Source organism: Sediminibacterium sp. GW821-FHT12F12, from assembly GCF_058806635.1.
This window is the reverse complement of the sequence record NZ_JBXAPW010000019.1, coordinates 33,328-50,294: the sequence shown is the minus strand read 5'-3', so window position 1 is coordinate 50,294 and position 16,967 is coordinate 33,328. Positions and strand designations below refer to the sequence as shown.

At 42.0% G+C, this 16,967-nt stretch carries 20 protein-coding genes; 12 read left to right on the top strand and 8 right to left on the bottom strand.

Going from position 1 to position 16,967, the window contains the following annotated elements:
* Nucleotides 1-106 precede the first annotated feature (106 nt).
* From AC1RNB_RS17995 to AC1RNB_RS17980, 4 genes are all read left to right on the top strand, one after another.
* The gene (locus tag AC1RNB_RS17995) at nucleotides 107-526 is read left to right on the top strand and encodes a hypothetical protein (protein WP_305267324.1); all 420 of its coding nucleotides are present in this window, start codon (nucleotides 107-109) and stop codon (nucleotides 524-526) included.
* A gap of 29 nt (nucleotides 527-555) precedes the next feature.
* Nucleotides 556-792, top strand: a complete 237-nt coding sequence (locus tag AC1RNB_RS17990) for a hypothetical protein (RefSeq protein WP_493085069.1) — start codon at nucleotides 556-558, stop codon at nucleotides 790-792.
* Between the two features lie 195 nt (nucleotides 793-987).
* Nucleotides 988-2,445: a hypothetical protein gene (locus AC1RNB_RS17985; protein WP_305267329.1), complete on the top strand. Its 1,458-nt coding sequence runs from the start codon at nucleotides 988-990 to the stop codon at nucleotides 2,443-2,445.
* Nucleotide 2,446: 1 nt separating this feature from the next.
* The gene (locus AC1RNB_RS17980) at nucleotides 2,447-2,644 is read left to right on the top strand and encodes a hypothetical protein (RefSeq protein WP_305267331.1); all 198 of its coding nucleotides are present in this window, start codon (nucleotides 2,447-2,449) and stop codon (nucleotides 2,642-2,644) included.
* Here the strand turns inward: AC1RNB_RS17980 and AC1RNB_RS17975 are convergent.
* The 3 genes from AC1RNB_RS17975 to AC1RNB_RS17965 are packed head-to-tail and all read right to left on the bottom strand — an operon-like array spanning nucleotide 2,641 to nucleotide 5,527.
* Nucleotides 2,641-2,964, bottom strand: coding sequence for a ubiquitination-like system serine protease family protein (locus AC1RNB_RS17975; RefSeq protein ID WP_305267332.1), 324 nt, complete (start codon nucleotides 2,962-2,964; stop codon nucleotides 2,641-2,643). The genes AC1RNB_RS17980 and AC1RNB_RS17975 overlap by 4 nt on opposite strands.
* Nucleotides 2,951-4,336, bottom strand: a complete 1,386-nt coding sequence (locus AC1RNB_RS17970) for a HesA/MoeB/ThiF family protein (RefSeq protein WP_305267333.1) — start codon at nucleotides 4,334-4,336, stop codon at nucleotides 2,951-2,953. Before AC1RNB_RS17970 ends, AC1RNB_RS17975 begins: the two co-directional genes overlap by 14 nt.
* 3 nt (nucleotides 4,337-4,339) lie before the next feature.
* Nucleotides 4,340-5,527: a multiubiquitin domain-containing protein gene (locus AC1RNB_RS17965; protein WP_305267335.1), complete on the bottom strand. Its 1,188-nt coding sequence runs from the start codon at nucleotides 5,525-5,527 to the stop codon at nucleotides 4,340-4,342.
* A 124-nt stretch (nucleotides 5,528-5,651) separates the two neighbouring features.
* Between AC1RNB_RS17965 and AC1RNB_RS17960 the strand changes: the two genes are divergently transcribed.
* Entirely contained in the window at nucleotides 5,652-5,993 is a 342-nt protein-coding gene (locus AC1RNB_RS17960) for a helix-turn-helix domain-containing protein (protein ID WP_305267337.1), read from the top strand.
* Entirely contained in the window at nucleotides 5,993-6,880 is an 888-nt protein-coding gene (locus AC1RNB_RS17955) for an ImmA/IrrE family metallo-endopeptidase (protein WP_305267338.1), read from the top strand. Before AC1RNB_RS17960 ends, AC1RNB_RS17955 begins: the two co-directional genes overlap by 1 nt.
* A gap of 260 nt (nucleotides 6,881-7,140) precedes the next feature.
* Here AC1RNB_RS17955 and AC1RNB_RS17950 read toward each other — a convergent pair whose 3' ends face one another.
* The 5 genes from AC1RNB_RS17950 to AC1RNB_RS17930 all read right to left on the bottom strand — a co-directional run bounded on the left by AC1RNB_RS17950 (nucleotide 7,141) and on the right by AC1RNB_RS17930 (nucleotide 12,431).
* Entirely contained in the window at nucleotides 7,141-7,989 is an 849-nt protein-coding gene (locus tag AC1RNB_RS17950; RefSeq protein WP_493085066.1) for a DUF8758 domain-containing protein, read from the bottom strand.
* Nucleotides 7,989-8,873 carry a DUF488 domain-containing protein gene (locus tag AC1RNB_RS17945; RefSeq protein WP_305267342.1) on the bottom strand — a complete coding sequence of 295 codons (885 nt, stop codon included), beginning with the start codon at nucleotides 8,871-8,873 and terminating at the stop codon, nucleotides 7,989-7,991. Before AC1RNB_RS17945 ends, AC1RNB_RS17950 begins: the two co-directional genes overlap by 1 nt.
* A 330-nt stretch (nucleotides 8,874-9,203) precedes the next feature.
* A complete protein-coding gene (locus tag AC1RNB_RS17940) occupies nucleotides 9,204-9,419 on the bottom strand; it encodes a heavy-metal-associated domain-containing protein (RefSeq protein WP_161817660.1) in 216 nt (71 codons plus the stop codon).
* Between the two features lie 98 nt (nucleotides 9,420-9,517).
* Nucleotides 9,518-10,558, bottom strand: coding sequence for a flavin reductase family protein (locus AC1RNB_RS17935; RefSeq protein ID WP_305267347.1), 1,041 nt, complete (start codon nucleotides 10,556-10,558; stop codon nucleotides 9,518-9,520).
* 16 nt (nucleotides 10,559-10,574) lie between these two features.
* Nucleotides 10,575-12,431: a copper-translocating P-type ATPase gene (locus tag AC1RNB_RS17930; RefSeq protein WP_305267349.1), complete on the bottom strand. Its 1,857-nt coding sequence runs from the start codon at nucleotides 12,429-12,431 to the stop codon at nucleotides 10,575-10,577.
* 150 nt (nucleotides 12,432-12,581) lie between these two features.
* On the opposite strand from AC1RNB_RS17930, the gene AC1RNB_RS17925 reads away from it, so the two are divergent.
* The 6 genes from AC1RNB_RS17925 (at nucleotide 12,582) to AC1RNB_RS17900 (ending at nucleotide 16,959) form a co-directional block, all read left to right on the top strand.
* On the top strand, nucleotides 12,582-12,974 hold the full coding sequence (locus tag AC1RNB_RS17925; protein WP_305267351.1) for an HYC_CC_PP family protein: 393 nt from the start codon (nucleotides 12,582-12,584) through the stop codon (nucleotides 12,972-12,974).
* Nucleotides 12,975-13,169: 195 nt separating this feature from the next.
* Nucleotides 13,170-13,814 carry a heavy metal-binding domain-containing protein gene (locus AC1RNB_RS17920; RefSeq protein WP_305267353.1) on the top strand — a complete coding sequence of 215 codons (645 nt, stop codon included), beginning with the start codon at nucleotides 13,170-13,172 and terminating at the stop codon, nucleotides 13,812-13,814.
* A gap of 34 nt (nucleotides 13,815-13,848) precedes the next feature.
* Entirely contained in the window at nucleotides 13,849-14,436 is a 588-nt protein-coding gene (locus tag AC1RNB_RS17915; protein ID WP_305267355.1) for a hypothetical protein, read from the top strand.
* 3 nt (nucleotides 14,437-14,439) lie between these two features.
* Nucleotides 14,440-15,063, top strand: a complete 624-nt coding sequence (locus AC1RNB_RS17910; protein ID WP_305267357.1) for a helix-turn-helix domain-containing protein — start codon at nucleotides 14,440-14,442, stop codon at nucleotides 15,061-15,063.
* Nucleotides 15,064-15,310: 247 nt separating this feature from the next.
* A complete protein-coding gene (locus tag AC1RNB_RS17905; protein WP_305267359.1) occupies nucleotides 15,311-15,769 on the top strand; it encodes a hypothetical protein in 459 nt (152 codons plus the stop codon).
* A 185-nt stretch (nucleotides 15,770-15,954) separates the two neighbouring features.
* A complete protein-coding gene (locus tag AC1RNB_RS17900) occupies nucleotides 15,955-16,959 on the top strand; it encodes a 4Fe-4S dicluster domain-containing protein (protein WP_493085063.1) in 1,005 nt (334 codons plus the stop codon).
* Nucleotides 16,960-16,967 lie beyond the last annotated feature (8 nt).

Sequence of the window (16,967 nt, the reverse complement as noted above, 5' to 3'; positions counted from 1 at the left end):
TTTGGTCACTTACTTAGACAACTGCACAGCATTTTTTGCTTCATTGATTATCAACTATTTTTAATAGCACAACACGTTAAATTTGAGTAAACCAATATCTGTAGCTATGGAAACAGAAGAAATTGCCCAACATCCCTGCCGTTATTGCGAGAAGGAAATCCCGCACTGGCGAAGAAACAAGGTGTTCTGCGGTGAGACCTGTAAATACAATTTCCACAATGCGAAACGATCCATGGCAGAAGAAAGCTTCGGCGATTATCACCGCATGATTAAAAGAAACTATGAAATTCTCAATAATGCTTTGGGAGAAAACAGGTATGTAGAGATACCGGAACTACACCTTAAAAATTCCGGGTTCGGTTTTGATTTCTGTACGTTTGCCATGGGTTCGTACCGCTATTGTTATGATCTCTCTTACAGGCTTGCTGATCACCAGAAGAAAATATACGCGATCACTGTGGTAAGTAATGAGAGGCAGGAGGAAATGAATCAGGCGATCAAAAATGCTTTCAGGAGTTTTCGTTAGAAAGGAGGAATAAAGTATAAGCGATGGATGTGCAAAAAATAATTCAAGGACTTGAAGCGCCCAACGCTAACGAACATGAATTAACTGTTTTGCGTGGTTCCTGTGATCAATATGCGGATGATCCAGCCATCCATGAAATTTATGATCACTATCAAAAGAAGGTGGAAAGAATTGATGTGACTAAACAACTTCCGATGTTTGAACCTGCTTTGGCAGATGCGTGGAAGATTCTCAGTGATTGGAAGAAAAGGCAGGATGGATTATGATTTTAATGTGTCGAGTTCTATGAGCACATCTTCCAGGTCTTCCATGTTTTCAATGGCATCTCCTGCATACATCACCAGTTCCGGGTCGATTCGCAAAAAATTGAGATTGGAATTACAACTAATCCATATATTGCGGTTCCCCCAGGCGCCGGCTGTTAGATGGACGGTAGCATTTTGTTAATCAAGTAACAGCTTATGAGTTTTCAAATCAAGCCACTTGCTGCTTTATATACTACGCTGGAAAGAGAGGTGCTTACGGAATTTAAGTTTTCGGAAAGCCATGCACAGACAGCGATTAAAAAGCTACAGGATACATTTAAAAATTTCAAGAAGGATTTATGGGTAGGAATTGAAACTTCTTATATAGACAAACTTTACAGGGATACTTATTATCATTACTACAGTTCGAAACTCAAATACTATTCAAGGGAAACTATACGCTTGACTTTTTTCGCAAAAGAGATTTCCATAAATGAGTTTTATTCGAAAGAAGGACAGGCGGAATTGCAAAAACAGTTTCTCGGATTTGTTGTGCTGCGACCCACGACCCAAAATATTTTTGGCAGAAATGTGGTGAGCCCGGACATTTTTACGCGAACCGAAACTTATCATGCATGTACTGCATGTTACGAGATCTGCGTTTACGGAGCAAAAATGATCGTACAAGGCTTTCCGCATTCCTCACAGGACGGAGAGTTTATGGTATGCGCTGAAACAACCGTATGGTCACTGCTGGAATACTTTTCAACCAAGTATGCGGAATACCATCCTGTGTTGCCAAAGACCATTCACCAGATCCTATCTGTCACCAGTATGCAGAGGCAGGTGCCGTCATCAGGCCTGACCGCTCTGCAGATTTCCTATGCTTTGAAGGAGCTGGGCTTCGGAGTAAAAAACTACATCAGCAACACATTTGATTTTAAGACGATCATCAAAATATACATCGAATCGGGTATCCCTGTTGTTATTGCCATCAAAAATGACAAGGGGGTTGCCCATGTTTTTAATCTGTCGGGCCGCACGGCTTATCAGGCGAAAGGATTTGCCTATACCGCGCTGGATACGTTGGCAGATGGTGTAGATCTCCTTAATTACTATGAGCCACCGGCACGGTATCTTGCCATGGATGATAACCAGGCACCCTACGATAGTATTTTGCTTGACGACCCGGCCTGTAACTATACAAATGAGAACTGGAAGGACTGCACTATCGTAGCAGCGATTATTCCGCTGCATCGCCGGATCTATAAAGATGCCCAGAAAGCACAGAGTTCTGCGATCCAGCATTTAAAATGGCTGGCTAAACATACTACACTGCCTCCGGATGTCGTTTTAAGGCTGTTGCTGAGTTCAAGCCGTAGTTTTAAAAGTTCAATCGCTCAAAACCCGGATTTGCCGTCTGACATAAAAACCTTGATTTTGGGGATCGATATGCCCAAATTTGTATGGATAGCTGAAATAGGAACGCCAGACAGCTATAACGTGGGGCAGGCCACCGGTATGATACTCATGGATGCCACCGAACCCAATAAAAGCGAAAATCTGGCATGCTTTCTGGAAAATACCTATATTGGTATCCAAGATGGAAAAATCGGAATATACAGTATAACTTTGCCCCCTTTTCGGATGCACACCAATTTAAACTCGATCTGATATGCAAGAATCAACCAACACAGCAGAAATGGTCAAAAGAATCCTTCAAGGCAAAGAACTTGCAGGCACTTTTACCATTGAGTCTGTTCAGCAAATGCAGCGGGATGTTGAGGATAAGATGGAACAACTGGAAATGTTACAAAAAGAACAAATGGCTAAAGCGATTGACGAGCTCAGTAAACTCGTCATCACCGCTTAGACCCACAGCACGCGACTTTCTTTTATAAAGAAGTGGCTGCAGCATCCTTCTTTTCTATGTATGGAAGGTTGAATGGAAATCTCACCACTTTTATCAGTCGATAAACGCCAATTCGGTTTGTAATCCGGGAGTGCGTTCAGGTAAAGAAGTGTATTACAACCGCAGGGACATTCCATCAGCATTTGCCAACAAATATCTTTGTTGTAAATTTTGTAAATGGTCCCCTTCTGAATTTTATCAGGGATCTCACTGCAATCTTTAATTTTCCATTTCCCGGTCCGCTTGCGGAAAAGTGCGATGATCCATTTAATCCATTTCATGATCGGTCAATTCAGGGTTATTTAATAAAGGTTCCGCATCGCCTGCCCCTTTGTATTTGGAAAAAAACGGGCAGGGGCCAGGAAAGGATTGCGGAAAGGTTGTGGCCTCGTTGAACATTATTGCAACAGCGTCCACTTCGGCATTGTCCATCGTCCGGTAGGGATGAATTCGCGCCAGAAACTCGTTAACCGCCGTCGCCGCTACCTGCATGTTGATACTGATCACAGCTGGGCTCGATTCTCCTACAGCAGCCAGGTATTGGTTTCTTAAAGCCTCTTCTGGATCGAGCCTTCTGATAGATTCACTCCGGAGCGCTTCCATCGTATACTGCCCGCGGCTGAACAAACTAGAACCGCCCGGCTGGATATAGTGTACGATCCCGTTTATTGTTTCGATGCCGCCTTTGCCATCCGCTTTCAAATCAACCCCCATATCAAATAAGGGAACCAGGTAAAACGAGGAGATCATGTTGAGCACATGCCTGGCCTCCACGCTGTCTACGCAGCTGAAGAGAACATCACAGCCTGCGAGTGCTTTTACTATCGGGCGGCTGATCATTGACTGCTCATAACAGGTAGCAGTGGTGCCAAATCCTGTTTCGTCGATTGCCCGTTTCATCACAACCGTCTTGGGTACTTTATGTTCAGCATCCTGTAATGTGGAGTTGATAATTCGATTCAGGTTAAGGAAATCGATATAATCCGGATCAACCATGACTATTTCTCCCACACCCAATCTTTTCAATTGTTCGATGGTTGGACTCCCGGTACCGGAACAGCCCACCACACCCACCTTAAGCTGGCGGAGTACCGCAACGGTTCCTTTACCGAATGCCTGCAGATTACGTGTTTGCAGGTTCGTGCGGTAATCCTTTTCTTGCCGGTAATTCCAGAATGTAAGATCTGGGCCTGTTACCGCAATCAGGTCTATCTGTGATACGTGGTTGTTTTCATCGAAAAAGCGCCCGAACAGCCGGCCATCAGGGAGCATGATGCAGCTTGCGTGCGGAAGACCGTCATTGAGCCAGCTGTGAATGCTTGGAAAGAGCTGTGAATCGGAGTAATCGTCAACCTCGCTGAACTGTTCGTAATAACCCGGATGGCTGTGAAACTTGATGATTGCCCAACCCCTACCCGTTGCTTTTTCGAGTAATGGATTGACTACATCGGTCGGCCAGCTTACCCTGTCCGGCTTTCTTTCGAAACAGGCATCATGCGGCACACACAGGATTTCCTGCACACACAGCACGTGCTGGCTGCCATTAGACAAACGTCCGCACAAGGCGATAGCAACCGCTTCTTTTCCATCGCCGGGAAAGAGGTGGGCACGAAGGATATTGTATTCTTTCTGTGTAATTCTTATCTGGTTCATCGTTTATCTGTTTAGGTCTTCCTTGAGCCAATTGTCTACCAGGCTGATGTGTGTAATGACCGAATCGACGCCGGGTTGCCAGTCGCCTGCCTGGCGATGGCGTGACCAGCGTTGAAATGTTTTCCCGTCGATTGGCTGGCCCGCGGTCGCTGCTATAGGCCTGCCGGATGTTTTAGCGAGCGACGGATGAAAATAAGCCATGTCGATCTCAGCGGCGGGGTAGCTGGGAGGAATCAGGAGCGCCAATGTGGTGGTTGTTTGATTGTATCCCGAGGGTACAGGGTAATCATGTATCAGAAGCCAGATGCTTCCGCAGGAAATCGTTTCCCACGGATGCCCCAGCCCCTCCAGGAACTGCTCGTCTTCGGCGGGCAGGCGGTTTTGCCGCCTACCGCTGAAGCCATCAGTCTGGGTTTTAGGTTGTGTAACAAAACGTACGAGGCATTTTTCTAACAGATCGATGGTTTCCTGCGCACCCACCATCACCGGTTTAGGGTTGTTGCTATAAAATTTGAGCACGTTGAATTTAGAAGGCTCTTTTCCGACTAAACCGAGCAATTCTGCCGCGGTGATTTTCGGTTTGGGCCAGGGTTTGTCAACCTTGTCGATGTGAAGAACGTAAGAGTGTGCGGGCGGAACGGGCTGGCAAGTCTTCCCATACTCTTCGATCACTACGGTATCCAGCCATGGCCGGGTCATAAAATGCAAACCGGGGCACTTCATCTCAATCCGGCGATCGGGTTCGAAGGCCAGAATTTCCTCCTTTGTTCCGTCTACCAGAACGAGATAACACTCTCTGGGTTCGATTTTCTTCTCTTTGAGGATCTCGGCCGGTGTAAGGTGCTTGTACTCGGTCGTTTCAGGTTCCTTATCAACCGAATAGTGGAACACCACTGGGTCTTTTACTTCAAAAACGTCCAATTTCGGGTCCTCGATGTTGATTTTTTCACCCGGGCGGACAAGTTCAAATTCACAGCCTTTGAATCTGCGGAAGACCGAAAAGCAGGTTACAGGCAGTTTGCCCGCTTTTTCCAACAGCTCTTCGATTGTAATTTCCGGGCGCTCAAAAATGAGTTCCTGACCATCTACTAAGATTGGGTACCTTTTTTTGTGATTATTAGGTTGGGAAAGGTTGCCCCCACCTGCGTGCCCGGCTTCCTGAGCCAAGTCATGCTGTTTATTAACTAACATGACGCTAAGATAAGAATGCTTGCTGTAACAAGCAAGTGCTTTTCATAAAAAGTTTTCCACATTGCGCAAGTGCTTGCGGAAACAAGCGGTATTTCTTTACCTTTGAGTAAACAAAACCTTGCATATGTCTGAGCAGAAAACACTAGGTGCTGTATTGAAAGGATTGAGGGAAGCGAAGGGTTTTTCACTGCGATACGTAGAAGAGAAAACAGATATTTCCAATGCCTATTTAAGCCAATTGGAGAACGACAAGGCCAGAAAGCCCTCAGCCAATATCTTGTACAAATTAGCCGACCTGTACCAGGCGGAGTTCCAGGGTCTCATGTTATTAGCCGGGATTGTTCAGGATGCCACTGTAATGAATAAGTCAATGGGAGAATACGTTTTTTTAAAAGACAACTTAACACCTGAAGAAGAAACGGAGTTGATCCAATACCTAAAATTTATTAGAGCACGTAAAAGTTAATGGAGCAATCAGCAAGGAAAGATATCGATAAACAGGTTTTTGATTTACTTAAAGCAAGTAAAAGCCTTGATGTTTTTCCGACTCCAATTGACCGCATTACCGATTACGTTGAATTACGTCAAAGCAACTCGGATCAATCACTCCATTCTATCCCAACAAGTTATTTTACCCAAAAGCTTGATGTACTGCAGCGCGCGCTCAAGAAAGTCTATGGAGCGTTTGATCGAAGTGAAAGAATTATCTATATCAATCCTTTTATTCACAAGAATAAAAAGGCTTTCGTGCAACTGCATGAAACAGGCCATGCCGTGATACCCTGGCAGAAAGCAACTGGATATTTTGTTGACGACACCATTACACTGGACGCTGATACAAAAGTGCAGTTCGAAGAAGAGGCTAACTATTTTGCTTCCGGAGCGCTTTTTCAGCTGGACCGATTTAAAGATGAATTGCTTAAAATGCCGCTTGAGATTGGTAGTCCGCTTGCCCTTGCAGAATTGTTCGGTGGCTCAAAACACGCTGGTATGCGCCGATATGTGGAGGTCTGTCCCAAACGATGTGCATTGCTCGTACTTGAAAGAAAAGAAGAGTCTCCCAAAGGTGAACTGCTGTCTTTCAGGAACTGTTTTCATTCAGATAAATTTCTACGGTCCTTTGGTGATTTGAGCTGGCCTGCGATATTTGATAAGAGCTTTCCTTTCATACAGGATTATTTAAGGAAAAGACGTCTGCACAATGAGGGAAGTATCTGGCTACAAACACAAGCCGGAATGGAATGCTTCGAATATCACTATTTCAACAACTCACATAATGTCTTCGTGTTGCTTTTACCAGAAGGTGAAAGGATTTCGACTCGGACGAAAATATACATGAGTGACGAAATTTAGTCTAGTAAATTATATTATTGCGTAACACGTACAGGGTATCGATATTTACTTTGTCTGATCACCACCGACAGGTAATTTAGTTAATGCCGGATCCTGGTCTGATTGAAACAAAACAGGTTCTTTTATCGTTCTCCTTATCAATGGCTTCATCTATTTTGTTAACATGGATCCCGCCCCGATATGGCAACCTTTCAATTGGGAATTGCACGAAATAATGGGCGTAGTTTACTTTTCCGCGAACACCAAAAAAATGTCAAGGGTTAAAAAAGCGAAGTCTGGACCATCTTCGGTACAAAATGTTTGGCGTGGAATGTGCCGATGATCACAAACGGGTTCAGCGAAACAAAATGATGTGTTTTGGTCGTGCCAAGATAAAAATGAAGGTCCTTCGTTTTGGCAAAATCATCCAGGTATTTGGTGCGGACATCTGCACAAGCAAGGCGTTCTGCTTCCGGTAGTTCTATGCCTTTTAACTGATGTGTTTTTAAACAGTTCCAGAACAACTGGCCGATTTCCCAGTCTTCGATCATCAGCGTGGACTTTTTGCCAACGTCATCTATGTACTCATAAGAGAACTCATACGGCAACTTCCTAACTACTTCCGGTCGCTGGCTGGGCAGGGTTTCAAAGATGTTCAATTGTTTCAGGCTTTCGAGTTTTTCCTTGTCCCATTCCCGCTCGACTGCTTTTATTTTCAGGTCCCTTACCTCCGTGGGTTTAAAGACTGCGAGGGATGTCATTTTATTTTTGTCCTTGGCTTCTGCGATCACTTCGGCAAGGTTCGTGTACACTTTTTTCATCACCAGCTTCCTTCTTTCATCCCAACTGCCTCCGTCTGCTCCAATGGAACCCAGGATCGATATCTCAGTGTCGTGTGCAACGGGTCGAAAACTTTCAGGCCGGAAATCCTCTGTGTTTTTAACCAGGTCCATTTCGATCCACTGGTATTTGCTGTATTGCTGTGCGTAGTCCTTTTTACGGAACTGTACCGGGTAAATACGAATCCAGCTGCCATCCGGCAGGAAACCTGCTGTGCATACCAGTTCCTCGTACTTCGTGGAGATGGTTGGATAGGTTTTGACCGTGATCAGCACCCTGGTTATCGCCATTAAATGTGTTTTAGTTCATACTGCCAGCTGGGGAGCCTGGTGATTGCTTCGCTCAAGTGTTTTCGATGACACTGACAAATATCGGCTTCGAAACAAGTCAGTGCGATCCGTTGTTTTTGCTCCAGAAGGGTTAAGATCTTCTTTTGCGTATCTGTTGTCCGGGGGAGAGTGTTGTCGCGATATGAATCAAAAAGGGTGTCATAGTCCGCCTGCTCATTCAATTCTTTCCTGTCTTCGGATTGGATACCTACCTCTGCAAAATGAACGTATTCTATGCCCAAGTTATTGCAGCAGGATGAAAGAAGGCTCTTCGAAAACCCGTATTTCTGGCTGAGCGGGTTATTGCGTACGTCGACCAGTACCTTTATATCATTTTTTACAAGCTTATTCAGGTAGGCCTCCAGGGAGATGCCTTCGTAACCGATGGTATACAAAATGGTTTTGTTTGATCCTGGCCGCGCTTTCTCTACCTTCTCCATCTGAGCGCGATTGAGTAGCTGCTGCGCTTTTACAGAATTGATGGCATAATACGGATATTGCTTATAGGTATAGGTCATGAGCGCATCTGCGTCATGGTTGCGAAACAACGCATAAATCTGGTTCACCAGCCGGCGGTCAGTATCATTCAGGGTAGAGAGATAAGTTTGCTTGTCCTTTTTGGTAAAGGATTGCTCATCTTCGGTCAAAAAGCCGTATTTGACCATCGCGGTCAGGTCGGCATTGGCGGAAAAGGAAAAGCAGCCAAATTTAAAGGGGATAAAATCATATGCCGGCTTTGTCTGGCGCTGTGCAATGAGGAACAGAACCTTCTGCAGGTTGATTTTCATCAACTTACCACCAAAAACCTCCAAAAGCGCCAGTATTATTTTCCTTCTGTAGAACATAGTTGCAAAGCTAACTTTCCTTTAGCAGACTAAATGTATTCATTGGCGGTCATTCCTGAAAGCGGTGTTAACAATTCAGGTGGCATTTTACAGCTTGTTCCCATTTTCGCCCTGATTTAAGCCCATAAAGGTGGTTCGATCCTTCGATGCGATAGGAAATTTCCGGAAAAATATCAATCAATGATTTTTAGGAATTAAAGCTATTGTCATTGCCCGTATTGATAGTGTTATTGTCGCCTGAATGAATAATGTTCTTGTGTATGTCTTCTCAAGGCGAATTTCCTGTTCGGGTGCCACGTGGAAAAGTTCCTGTTACTTATATTTCATTCATTAATCGGCAAGTGCCGCAGTATAACCGGCATCTTTTACCGCTTTGATTACGGTTTCCGAAGAAATTTTTTCTTCAGTTACTACTGTTAAGATTTTATCAGGTGATTGCACATCGACTTCCCAATTGTCTTCGCCTACGGCCTCATTTAAAAATGGCGTGTTTTTAGCAATACAACCCGCACATTTAATGTTTGTTTTAAACTTGATCGTTTCCATATAAATTTTATTTTAATTGTTTATTTTATACAAAGCTACCAGCAGGTATATTATTTGTTGTTATAGAATAGAGAGCGTTTGTTATATAGTTATATGTTTCATCCAACTTCGATCTCAACCGACTCGTTTAAGGGAATACTTTGACAGAGAAGAATACACCCTTGATTTAATTGATCTTCGGTCAGCGCATAATTATGATGCATGTGAATTTTCCCTGCCAGCAATTTACCTACGCATTTGCCGCATGTACCTGATTTGCAGGAGTAGGCCACCTCAATTTTATCTTCAAGCGCCGAATCAAGAATAGAGGTGTTTGGCGGAACGCTTAAAAGATGAGTTTGTTCTCTGACATGTAATAGAACTTCCAATATTGATTCCGGTGTCTTAATAGTTGGTGCATCAATTACTGGCGGTTGAAAATATTCCCTGTGTAGCTGTATTGGGTCTACCTGTAAAATAGAAAGCACTTCTTCTGAAAGAGTGATTAATCCGGTAGGCCCGCAAACAAAAAACTGACATTCATTCATCTTTTCACCAAGATGCCCTTTCAATATTTTTTTCAACATAAGGCGGTTTAACCTGCCCAATACGTGTGAAGTTGAAGGCGTACTTTGGCCCTGCTCTGAGGTAAGTACATACTGTATCCGCAATCGTTCCATGTATTGCTGTTCCAGTTTTTGCAGCTTTGAATGAAAGATTTTGCTTTCGATATGCTTACTCATGTATAGTAAGAATATTTCAGCGGCACTATTTCGTAAAACGTCATTAACCATTGAATAAATAGGGGTAATACCGCTGCCACCCGCAATAAATACGTAATGGGCTGAATAGTCAGCGTTGATTTGAAACAGTCCTTGGGGCCCCTCTACCTCCCATTCCGTGATCGCATCAGCATATTCATGAATATAGTTGCTCACCAATCCACCCTCGATCCTTTTTACCGTAACCGCTGGAAACGTTTCGCCCGGACTCGAAGAGAGTGAATAGGAACGGCTTTGCGAAATCCCATTAATCTTCACGCTTAGGTTGATGAATTGCCCCGCCTTATAAGTGAATGCTTCGCGGCCAGGATTGAAAACAATTGATTTCGTATCAGAAGTTTCCTGTATCACCTTTTCTGTCTTCCAAATTTGAATCATACAACCAGTATCTTCTTTATTTAAGCGAAGAAAACTTTAACCGTAAACTATTACTTACCACACTTACCGAACTTAACGCCATTGCAGCACCTGCTATCATGGGATCGAGTAAAAATCCATTGATAGGATAAAGAACTACGGCAGCAATAGGAATGCCGATGAGGTTGTAAATAAACGCCCAGAACAGGTTTTGTTTGATGGTTGCAACCGTTTTACGCGATAACGTAATTGCTTTTGGAATAACATGGAGATCAGAGGTAATTAAAGTCATTTTTGCCACATCCATTGCAATGTCAGAGCCTTTTCCCATAGCAATACTTACGTTGGCCTGTGCAAGCGCTTGGCTATCATTTATTCCATCCCCCACCATGGCAACAATCTTTCCCTCGTTTTGCAACAGTTTAATAAATTCAGCTTTTTCAGAGGGCATCACTTCTGCTTTAAAATGGTTGATGCCAACCTCATCAGCGATCGCCTGGGCAGTTTCTTTATTGTCACCCGTTAACATATAAACATTGATCCCCAGTCCTTTTAAAGTATTGATCGCCTCAGCAGAAGTGTTTTTTATTTTGTCGCCGATTGCGATCACTCCGACCAGTTTTTGATTCTTTGCAAAAAAGATAACTGTTTTTGCTTCCTGTTGTAATCGATTTATATGAACAGACAATGGACCTGTGATCGATACATTATTATCTGCAAGTAATTTATGATTGCCTACTAAGAATGGTATACTGCCATACATAAACGCAACACATTTGCCCGTGATGCTTTTAAAAGAAATGATCGGAAGCGATTTAACATTATCGGTATTCAGGTAATTGGTAACAGCCTCCGCCAACGGATGCTCGGATAATACTTCTGCTCCGAGCAGTAGGGCCTTCAATTCAGTTTCGCTTTCTGATGAATCCCAAAAAACATCAGTCACCTTGGGTTTGCCTTCAGTGATCGTTTCTGTTTTGTCAAGTATAATATCGGTAACCTTGTGCGCCAGTTCAAGGCTTTCTGCATCTTTGATCAATATCTGGTTCTCTGCTCCTTTACCCACGCCCACCATAATAGCAGTGGGTGTTGCCAGCCCTAAAGCACAAGGACAGGCGATAACCAAAACAGTTACTGCTGCAAGTAGTGCGTGGGTACATGCATTGTCGCCACTGAATAGAATCCATACAATAAAAGTCAGAATGGAAATACCAATCACTACGGGAACAAAAATGCCCGCTATCTTGTCAACGAGTTTTTGAACCGGTGCTTTACTACCCTTCGCTTCCTGTACCATTTTGATGATCTGTGCCAAAACGGTATCACCGCCGACTTTCTCTGCTTTAAATTGCAGGCTGCCTTTCTGGTTAATCGTACCGGTGAAAAGCCGGTCGCCTTTTTTCTTTTCAACCGGGACCGGCTCTCCACTGATCATGCTTTCATCAATAAAAGAAAAACCGCTGACCACTATCCCGTCAACCGGTATTTTTTCTCCGAGCTTAACAAGGAGGATATCGCCTACAGAAACTTCATTGATCGGAACTACTTTGAATTGATCATTGTCTATAACAATAGTAACCGTCTTAGGCTGTAAACCCATCAACTTTTTTATGGAAGAAGAAGTATTTGATTTTGCTTTTTCTTCAAGCAGTTTTCCAAGGGAGATAAAAGCAATCACAACAGCGGCCGCTTCAAAATATACATGGGCATGTAATCCCCGGTTATGCCAAAAATCAGGGCACAAAGTAGTGAACGCACTAAACAAATAAGCAATACCGGTGCTTAATGCAACCAGCGTATCCATATTCGCTTTCCTATGCCTTGCCTGCTTCCATGCATTGATAAAAAATGGTTTACCAAAATAGAAAACCACTGGGGTAGCAAGCGCCATCATAATCCAGTTGCCCTATGGCAGGTCTACAAAAAACATGCCAATAATGTGTAAATGTCATGGCAGCGTGTGATAAACGTCATGGTAGAGTATGATAAATGTCATTTTTTAATTAATAAGGTTACCCGTAGTTTTACGTTGTAAATTTTTTTAGTGAAAAAAGCATCTGTCATATTTCTCCTGATTATTTACACCAGCACATCGCTGGGGGCTTCCATTAATTTTCACTACTGCGGGGGGCATCTGGCTCACGTTTCGGTTCTAAATTTTGGTGGTAAAACTGGTTGTTCCTGCAACCCCGGGGCCATGCCAAAAGACTGTTGTAAAGATAAACTCCTTATCAGCAAGGCTGATAGTCACAATTCAAGTCAGTCATCATATATTGTCAGCCACATTTCATTTGTAGCCGATTTACCTGCCATTGACAACATTCATAATTTACTTCTAAATAGCGGTGATTTTAATGCTGATAACTCTTACACTAAACATGTCAAACGAAGTTGTTGCGACCCTATTTATCTTCTTATCCGGGTGTTTCGCATTTAATACCCTTCTTTCCTGCATATTGTAAGTGAGTATTTCTTGCTTTACGTCTTTTTATTAAGAGTAGAAATTCACAATTGCACAATTTATTATAACTCTTTTCAAACGGTTTCTTGCCAGCATCCAGGCACTTAGAAGTGCACAGATGTATTAACTAAAAACAATATTCAATTCCATTAACACTTAAATTTTAAAACAATGAAATCGTTTAAAATGCTGATGATGGCGGCCTTAACCATCCTTACAGTTTCAGTTTTTGCTCAGGACACAACAATGAATAAAACAGCAATGCCGGAAACTGAAAAAACAACATATATATGTCCGATGCATCCTGATGTGATTATGGATAAGTCGGGAAAATGTCCAAAATGCGGTAGAAACCTTACCCCGAAGGAGAAAATGAAAATGGAAGTGGTAGGGCTTTATGAATGCCCTGCCCATCCGGGTGTTACTAGTGATAAACCAGGTAAATGTTCTTTATGTGGGGCTAAAATGAATCGTTCGCCCAAAGAGAAAATGAATATGGGGGTAATGAAAACCTACACCTGTCCTATGCATCCTGATGTGGCAAGTGATAAATCAGGCAAATGTCCCAAATGTGGAATGGATCTTAAGGAAGAGGATATGTCTGTGCAAACGTATTCCTGCCCCAATCATCCGGAGGTAACAAGTAATAAGCCGGGTAAGTGTTCAAAATGCGGAACCTCATTGGCACTTTCTCCCAAAGAGAAAATGAAGATGGAAGTAATGAAAATTTATACCTGCCCCATGCATTCAGACGTAACCAGTAATAAGCCTGGTAAATGTCCTAAATGTGGTATGGATATGAAAGAAAAAAATTAATCAACGATAAATAAATTCAATAAAAACAATAAAAATGAAAGCAAAATATTATTTAACAGGATTGATATTCGGTTTGATACTATTGTCTCCGAAATTATTTGCCCAAAAAGACAGCAGTGGTATTTATAAAACAGCCGAAGATTTCCAGCAACGAAAACTATCTTATGCAATTAATTGCAAAACAGAGAAGCATAGGATTAATCCCAATGTACTGTTTAAAGGCTCTGAAGTAAAAATCAAGCACATGGGAACTACTTACATATTTAAAAAAAGCGAAGTTTTTGGATACAGGGCATGCGATGGAAAAGAATACAAATTCGTTAATAATAATGAATACACTATATTAAATCCAGGAGAGCCATTGATTCTGTATTTCTTTCAACATACAGCTCATTCTCCCAAGACTGCAAGAGATTATCCTCCTATGTACTACTTTAGTAAAGATGCAACTTCTCCACTAAAGGAATTGACAAAAACAAATCTCAAGGCAGCATTTCCTGATAATCATAAGTTTCATGATGAGTTGGACTCAAATTTTAAAGATGACAAGGAGCTTTTTGCGTATGACAACTTTCATAAAATGTCTAAGTTGAACTGGCTACTGAAAAATTATAAAAATTAAAAAATGGAAACTACTCATTTGCATATCAAAAATATGTGCTGCGAAAGGTGTGTTGAAGTAATAATGAAGTTGTTAAAAGCAACAAAATATAAAGTTATTTCAATTACATTGGGTGAGTTAGTGCTGAAAGGCAAAATAAGCAGCCAGGACAGGTATAACATTGAACAAAGACTGAAAGATAAAGGTTTTTCACTTACAGACACTTACAACGAAAAATTGATATCAAAGACAAAAGCTCTTCTTCTTCAATACCGGGATAAGCTATCTCTAAATGAGAAGCCTGTTAAGATTTCCGCATTTATCTCTAATGGCATGCAAATGAGTTTTTCCCACGTCAGCCGGATATTCTCACAATTGGAAGAAATTACTGTTGAAAAATACTTATTGCTGCTGCGGATGGAAAAGGCAAAAGAGTTACTTATTCAAACAGAATTATCAGCTTCGGAAATTAGTGACAGATTGGGATACAACAGCCCTCAGTCTTTCATCACACAATTCAAAAAGGAAGTAGGAAAAACGCCGGGCGAATACAGGTTGAACCCGGCACCTGCCAGGATACATTTGGATAAACTGGCATATCAAGATATCAAACAAAAAAAGCGTTTTAGCAAACTATCTGCAAAGTAAAAGCTGTTTAAGTTTGAAATAAAAGAATTGTTGTTCAAAAACGAAATATTTTTAGATAAATGGTTGACTCAAAATATGATATATATCAGTTGTTGATGAAAGGCAAATCATCTCAACTTACATCTTGCAATAGTAGTTTTACATGAGCATAAGATAATAAAATAGTGGTAAAATTAATTTCCATCTAACAATGAAACCCCAAAGGGTCATACAACTCAAGTCGCTGTTCCTGCTGATTACCTTTTCCATGAATACGGTAATTGGCTTTGCCTGCTCTATGGGTGTTGACATGGGTTTTAATTCAAAACATCATTCACATGGCAATCATAAACATCATGAGGAATCAGGCTCAGATGCTGACCATCATGAGCATGATGGTAATAATAGCCACAGCCACCAGCATGAAATAATATCACATCATCATTCTGAAAGTGCTAACGATGTAAATACTCCATCCTTTACATCGCAAGATGACGAAAATTGCTGTAAGGATTATGTAGCTGGGTTTAATTCCCTGGATAAACAACTTGCAAAAGTAAGCAGTACACAGCTAAAAATAACATATCTCTCCCCATTTATATTATCTGCTTTCATTAGTGAAGCAAATAATATAAAAGGCTATGTACTGCACCTTAAAATCCCTCCAAGAGAAATTGATTACTCTCCCCCTGACATTCGTGTCTTTATACAATCTTTCCTTATTTGATACCGCTTTAATTGTGTAAGCTGGTCAGGTGAATTGCTATTGCCTGATGGGTTGCAACAAACCAAATTGGCATTGATATATTCGTACAGCCAGATTTAAAAATCAGGTGAATGAATTAAGGTGTCGCTAAACACTGCAATCTCATTGTAAAGCAATCCCTCTCTCGCCGGTACTTACTACAATTGATGATGCCCCTTATTGTTTTTTTGAACAACTATTTTTCAGAACAAAAAACAACTACTATGGCATGCGGTAACAACTGTACATGTAACAAGGATAACTCCAATAGCCAGGATAATTCCCGGAGAGATTTTCTTGTAAAAGGATTGATGGGTGGCATTGGCGCTGCCTTTCTTTCAGGCTGCTCTACTAATGATAAAGCCAAGCCGGCAAGCGGTGAAAAAATAAACGTATTAACACATGATGGCAAACTGGTAACAGTAGATAAAGCCCATGTGGCCGACTTTAAACCCCATATTTCTGAAGAGGATGTTCGTAAAGGGATACCCGGCAAAAAGTTTGTAATGGTCATTGACCTTGCCAAATGTGATGGCTGCGGCAAGTGTACCAAGGCCTGCAATAAAATGCACTATCTGCCTAAGAATAAAGAATGGATTGAAGTGGTTGAAATGCAGGATTCACCAGAAGTGGCACCATATTATTTCCCTAAGCCATGTTATCATTGCGATAATCCGCCCTGCACAAAAGTTTGTCCGGTAGATGCTACGTTCAAAAGGGAAGATGGTATAGTGGCAATTGATAATGAACGCTGCATTGGTTGCCGCTTTTGTATGGCCGCCTGCCCGTATTCCGTTCGCCTTTTCAACTGGACGGAACCTGCTAAACCTAACATCACTGAAACAACACCTGCTGCAGAAAATGTTTTTCAAAGTAAAAAAGGTTGTGTAGAAAAATGCGATTTCTGCCCACATATGGCAAGAGAAGGAAAGCTCCCGGCTTGTGTTACAGGCTGCCCTATGAATGCTATTTGGTTTGGTGATGCAAACGAGGATGCTGTTACACGGTATGATGGAACAACTACCAAGCTTTCGCAATTGCTGGAAGATGGTGGAGCTTATCGTTTCATGGAAGAATTAGGGACTGAACCGAGGGTTTATTACCTGCCACCAACTAACCGAACCTATAATGCCAAAGAAATTAAAATAGAAAACGAAGATTCAAAAAAATAAAATATGCA

Coding starts and splice junctions, on each gene's coding strand:
- AC1RNB_RS17995 (WP_305267324.1), top strand. CDS start 107: ATGGAAACAGAAGAAATTGCCCAACATCCCTGCCGTTATTGCGAGAAG.
- AC1RNB_RS17985 (WP_305267329.1), top strand. CDS start 988: ATGAGTTTTCAAATCAAGCCACTTGCTGCTTTATATACTACGCTGGAA.
- AC1RNB_RS17980 (WP_305267331.1), top strand. CDS start 2,447: ATGCAAGAATCAACCAACACAGCAGAAATGGTCAAAAGAATCCTTCAA.
- AC1RNB_RS17975 (WP_305267332.1), bottom strand. CDS start 2,964: ATGAAATGGATTAAATGGATCATCGCACTTTTCCGCAAGCGGACCGGG.
- AC1RNB_RS17970 (WP_305267333.1), bottom strand. CDS start 4,336: ATGAACCAGATAAGAATTACACAGAAAGAATACAATATCCTTCGTGCC.
- AC1RNB_RS17965 (WP_305267335.1), bottom strand. CDS start 5,527: ATGTTAGTTAATAAACAGCATGACTTGGCTCAGGAAGCCGGGCACGCA.
- AC1RNB_RS17960 (WP_305267337.1), top strand. CDS start 5,652: ATGTCTGAGCAGAAAACACTAGGTGCTGTATTGAAAGGATTGAGGGAA.
- AC1RNB_RS17955 (WP_305267338.1), top strand. CDS start 5,993: ATGGAGCAATCAGCAAGGAAAGATATCGATAAACAGGTTTTTGATTTA.
- AC1RNB_RS17950 (WP_493085066.1), bottom strand. CDS start 7,989: ATGGCGATAACCAGGGTGCTGATCACGGTCAAAACCTATCCAACCATC.
- AC1RNB_RS17945 (WP_305267342.1), bottom strand. CDS start 8,873: ATGTTCTACAGAAGGAAAATAATACTGGCGCTTTTGGAGGTTTTTGGT.
- AC1RNB_RS17940 (WP_161817660.1), bottom strand. CDS start 9,419: ATGGAAACGATCAAGTTTAAAACAAACATTAAATGTGCGGGTTGTATT.
- AC1RNB_RS17935 (WP_305267347.1), bottom strand. CDS start 10,558: ATGATTCAAATTTGGAAGACAGAAAAGGTGATACAGGAAACTTCTGAT.
- AC1RNB_RS17930 (WP_305267349.1), bottom strand. CDS start 12,431: ATGATGGCGCTTGCTACCCCAGTGGTTTTCTATTTTGGTAAACCATTT.
- AC1RNB_RS17920 (WP_305267353.1), top strand. CDS start 13,170: ATGAAATCGTTTAAAATGCTGATGATGGCGGCCTTAACCATCCTTACA.
- AC1RNB_RS17915 (WP_305267355.1), top strand. CDS start 13,849: ATGAAAGCAAAATATTATTTAACAGGATTGATATTCGGTTTGATACTA.
- AC1RNB_RS17910 (WP_305267357.1), top strand. CDS start 14,440: ATGGAAACTACTCATTTGCATATCAAAAATATGTGCTGCGAAAGGTGT.
- AC1RNB_RS17905 (WP_305267359.1), top strand. CDS start 15,311: ATGAATACGGTAATTGGCTTTGCCTGCTCTATGGGTGTTGACATGGGT.
- AC1RNB_RS17900 (WP_493085063.1), top strand. CDS start 15,955: ATGATGCCCCTTATTGTTTTTTTGAACAACTATTTTTCAGAACAAAAA.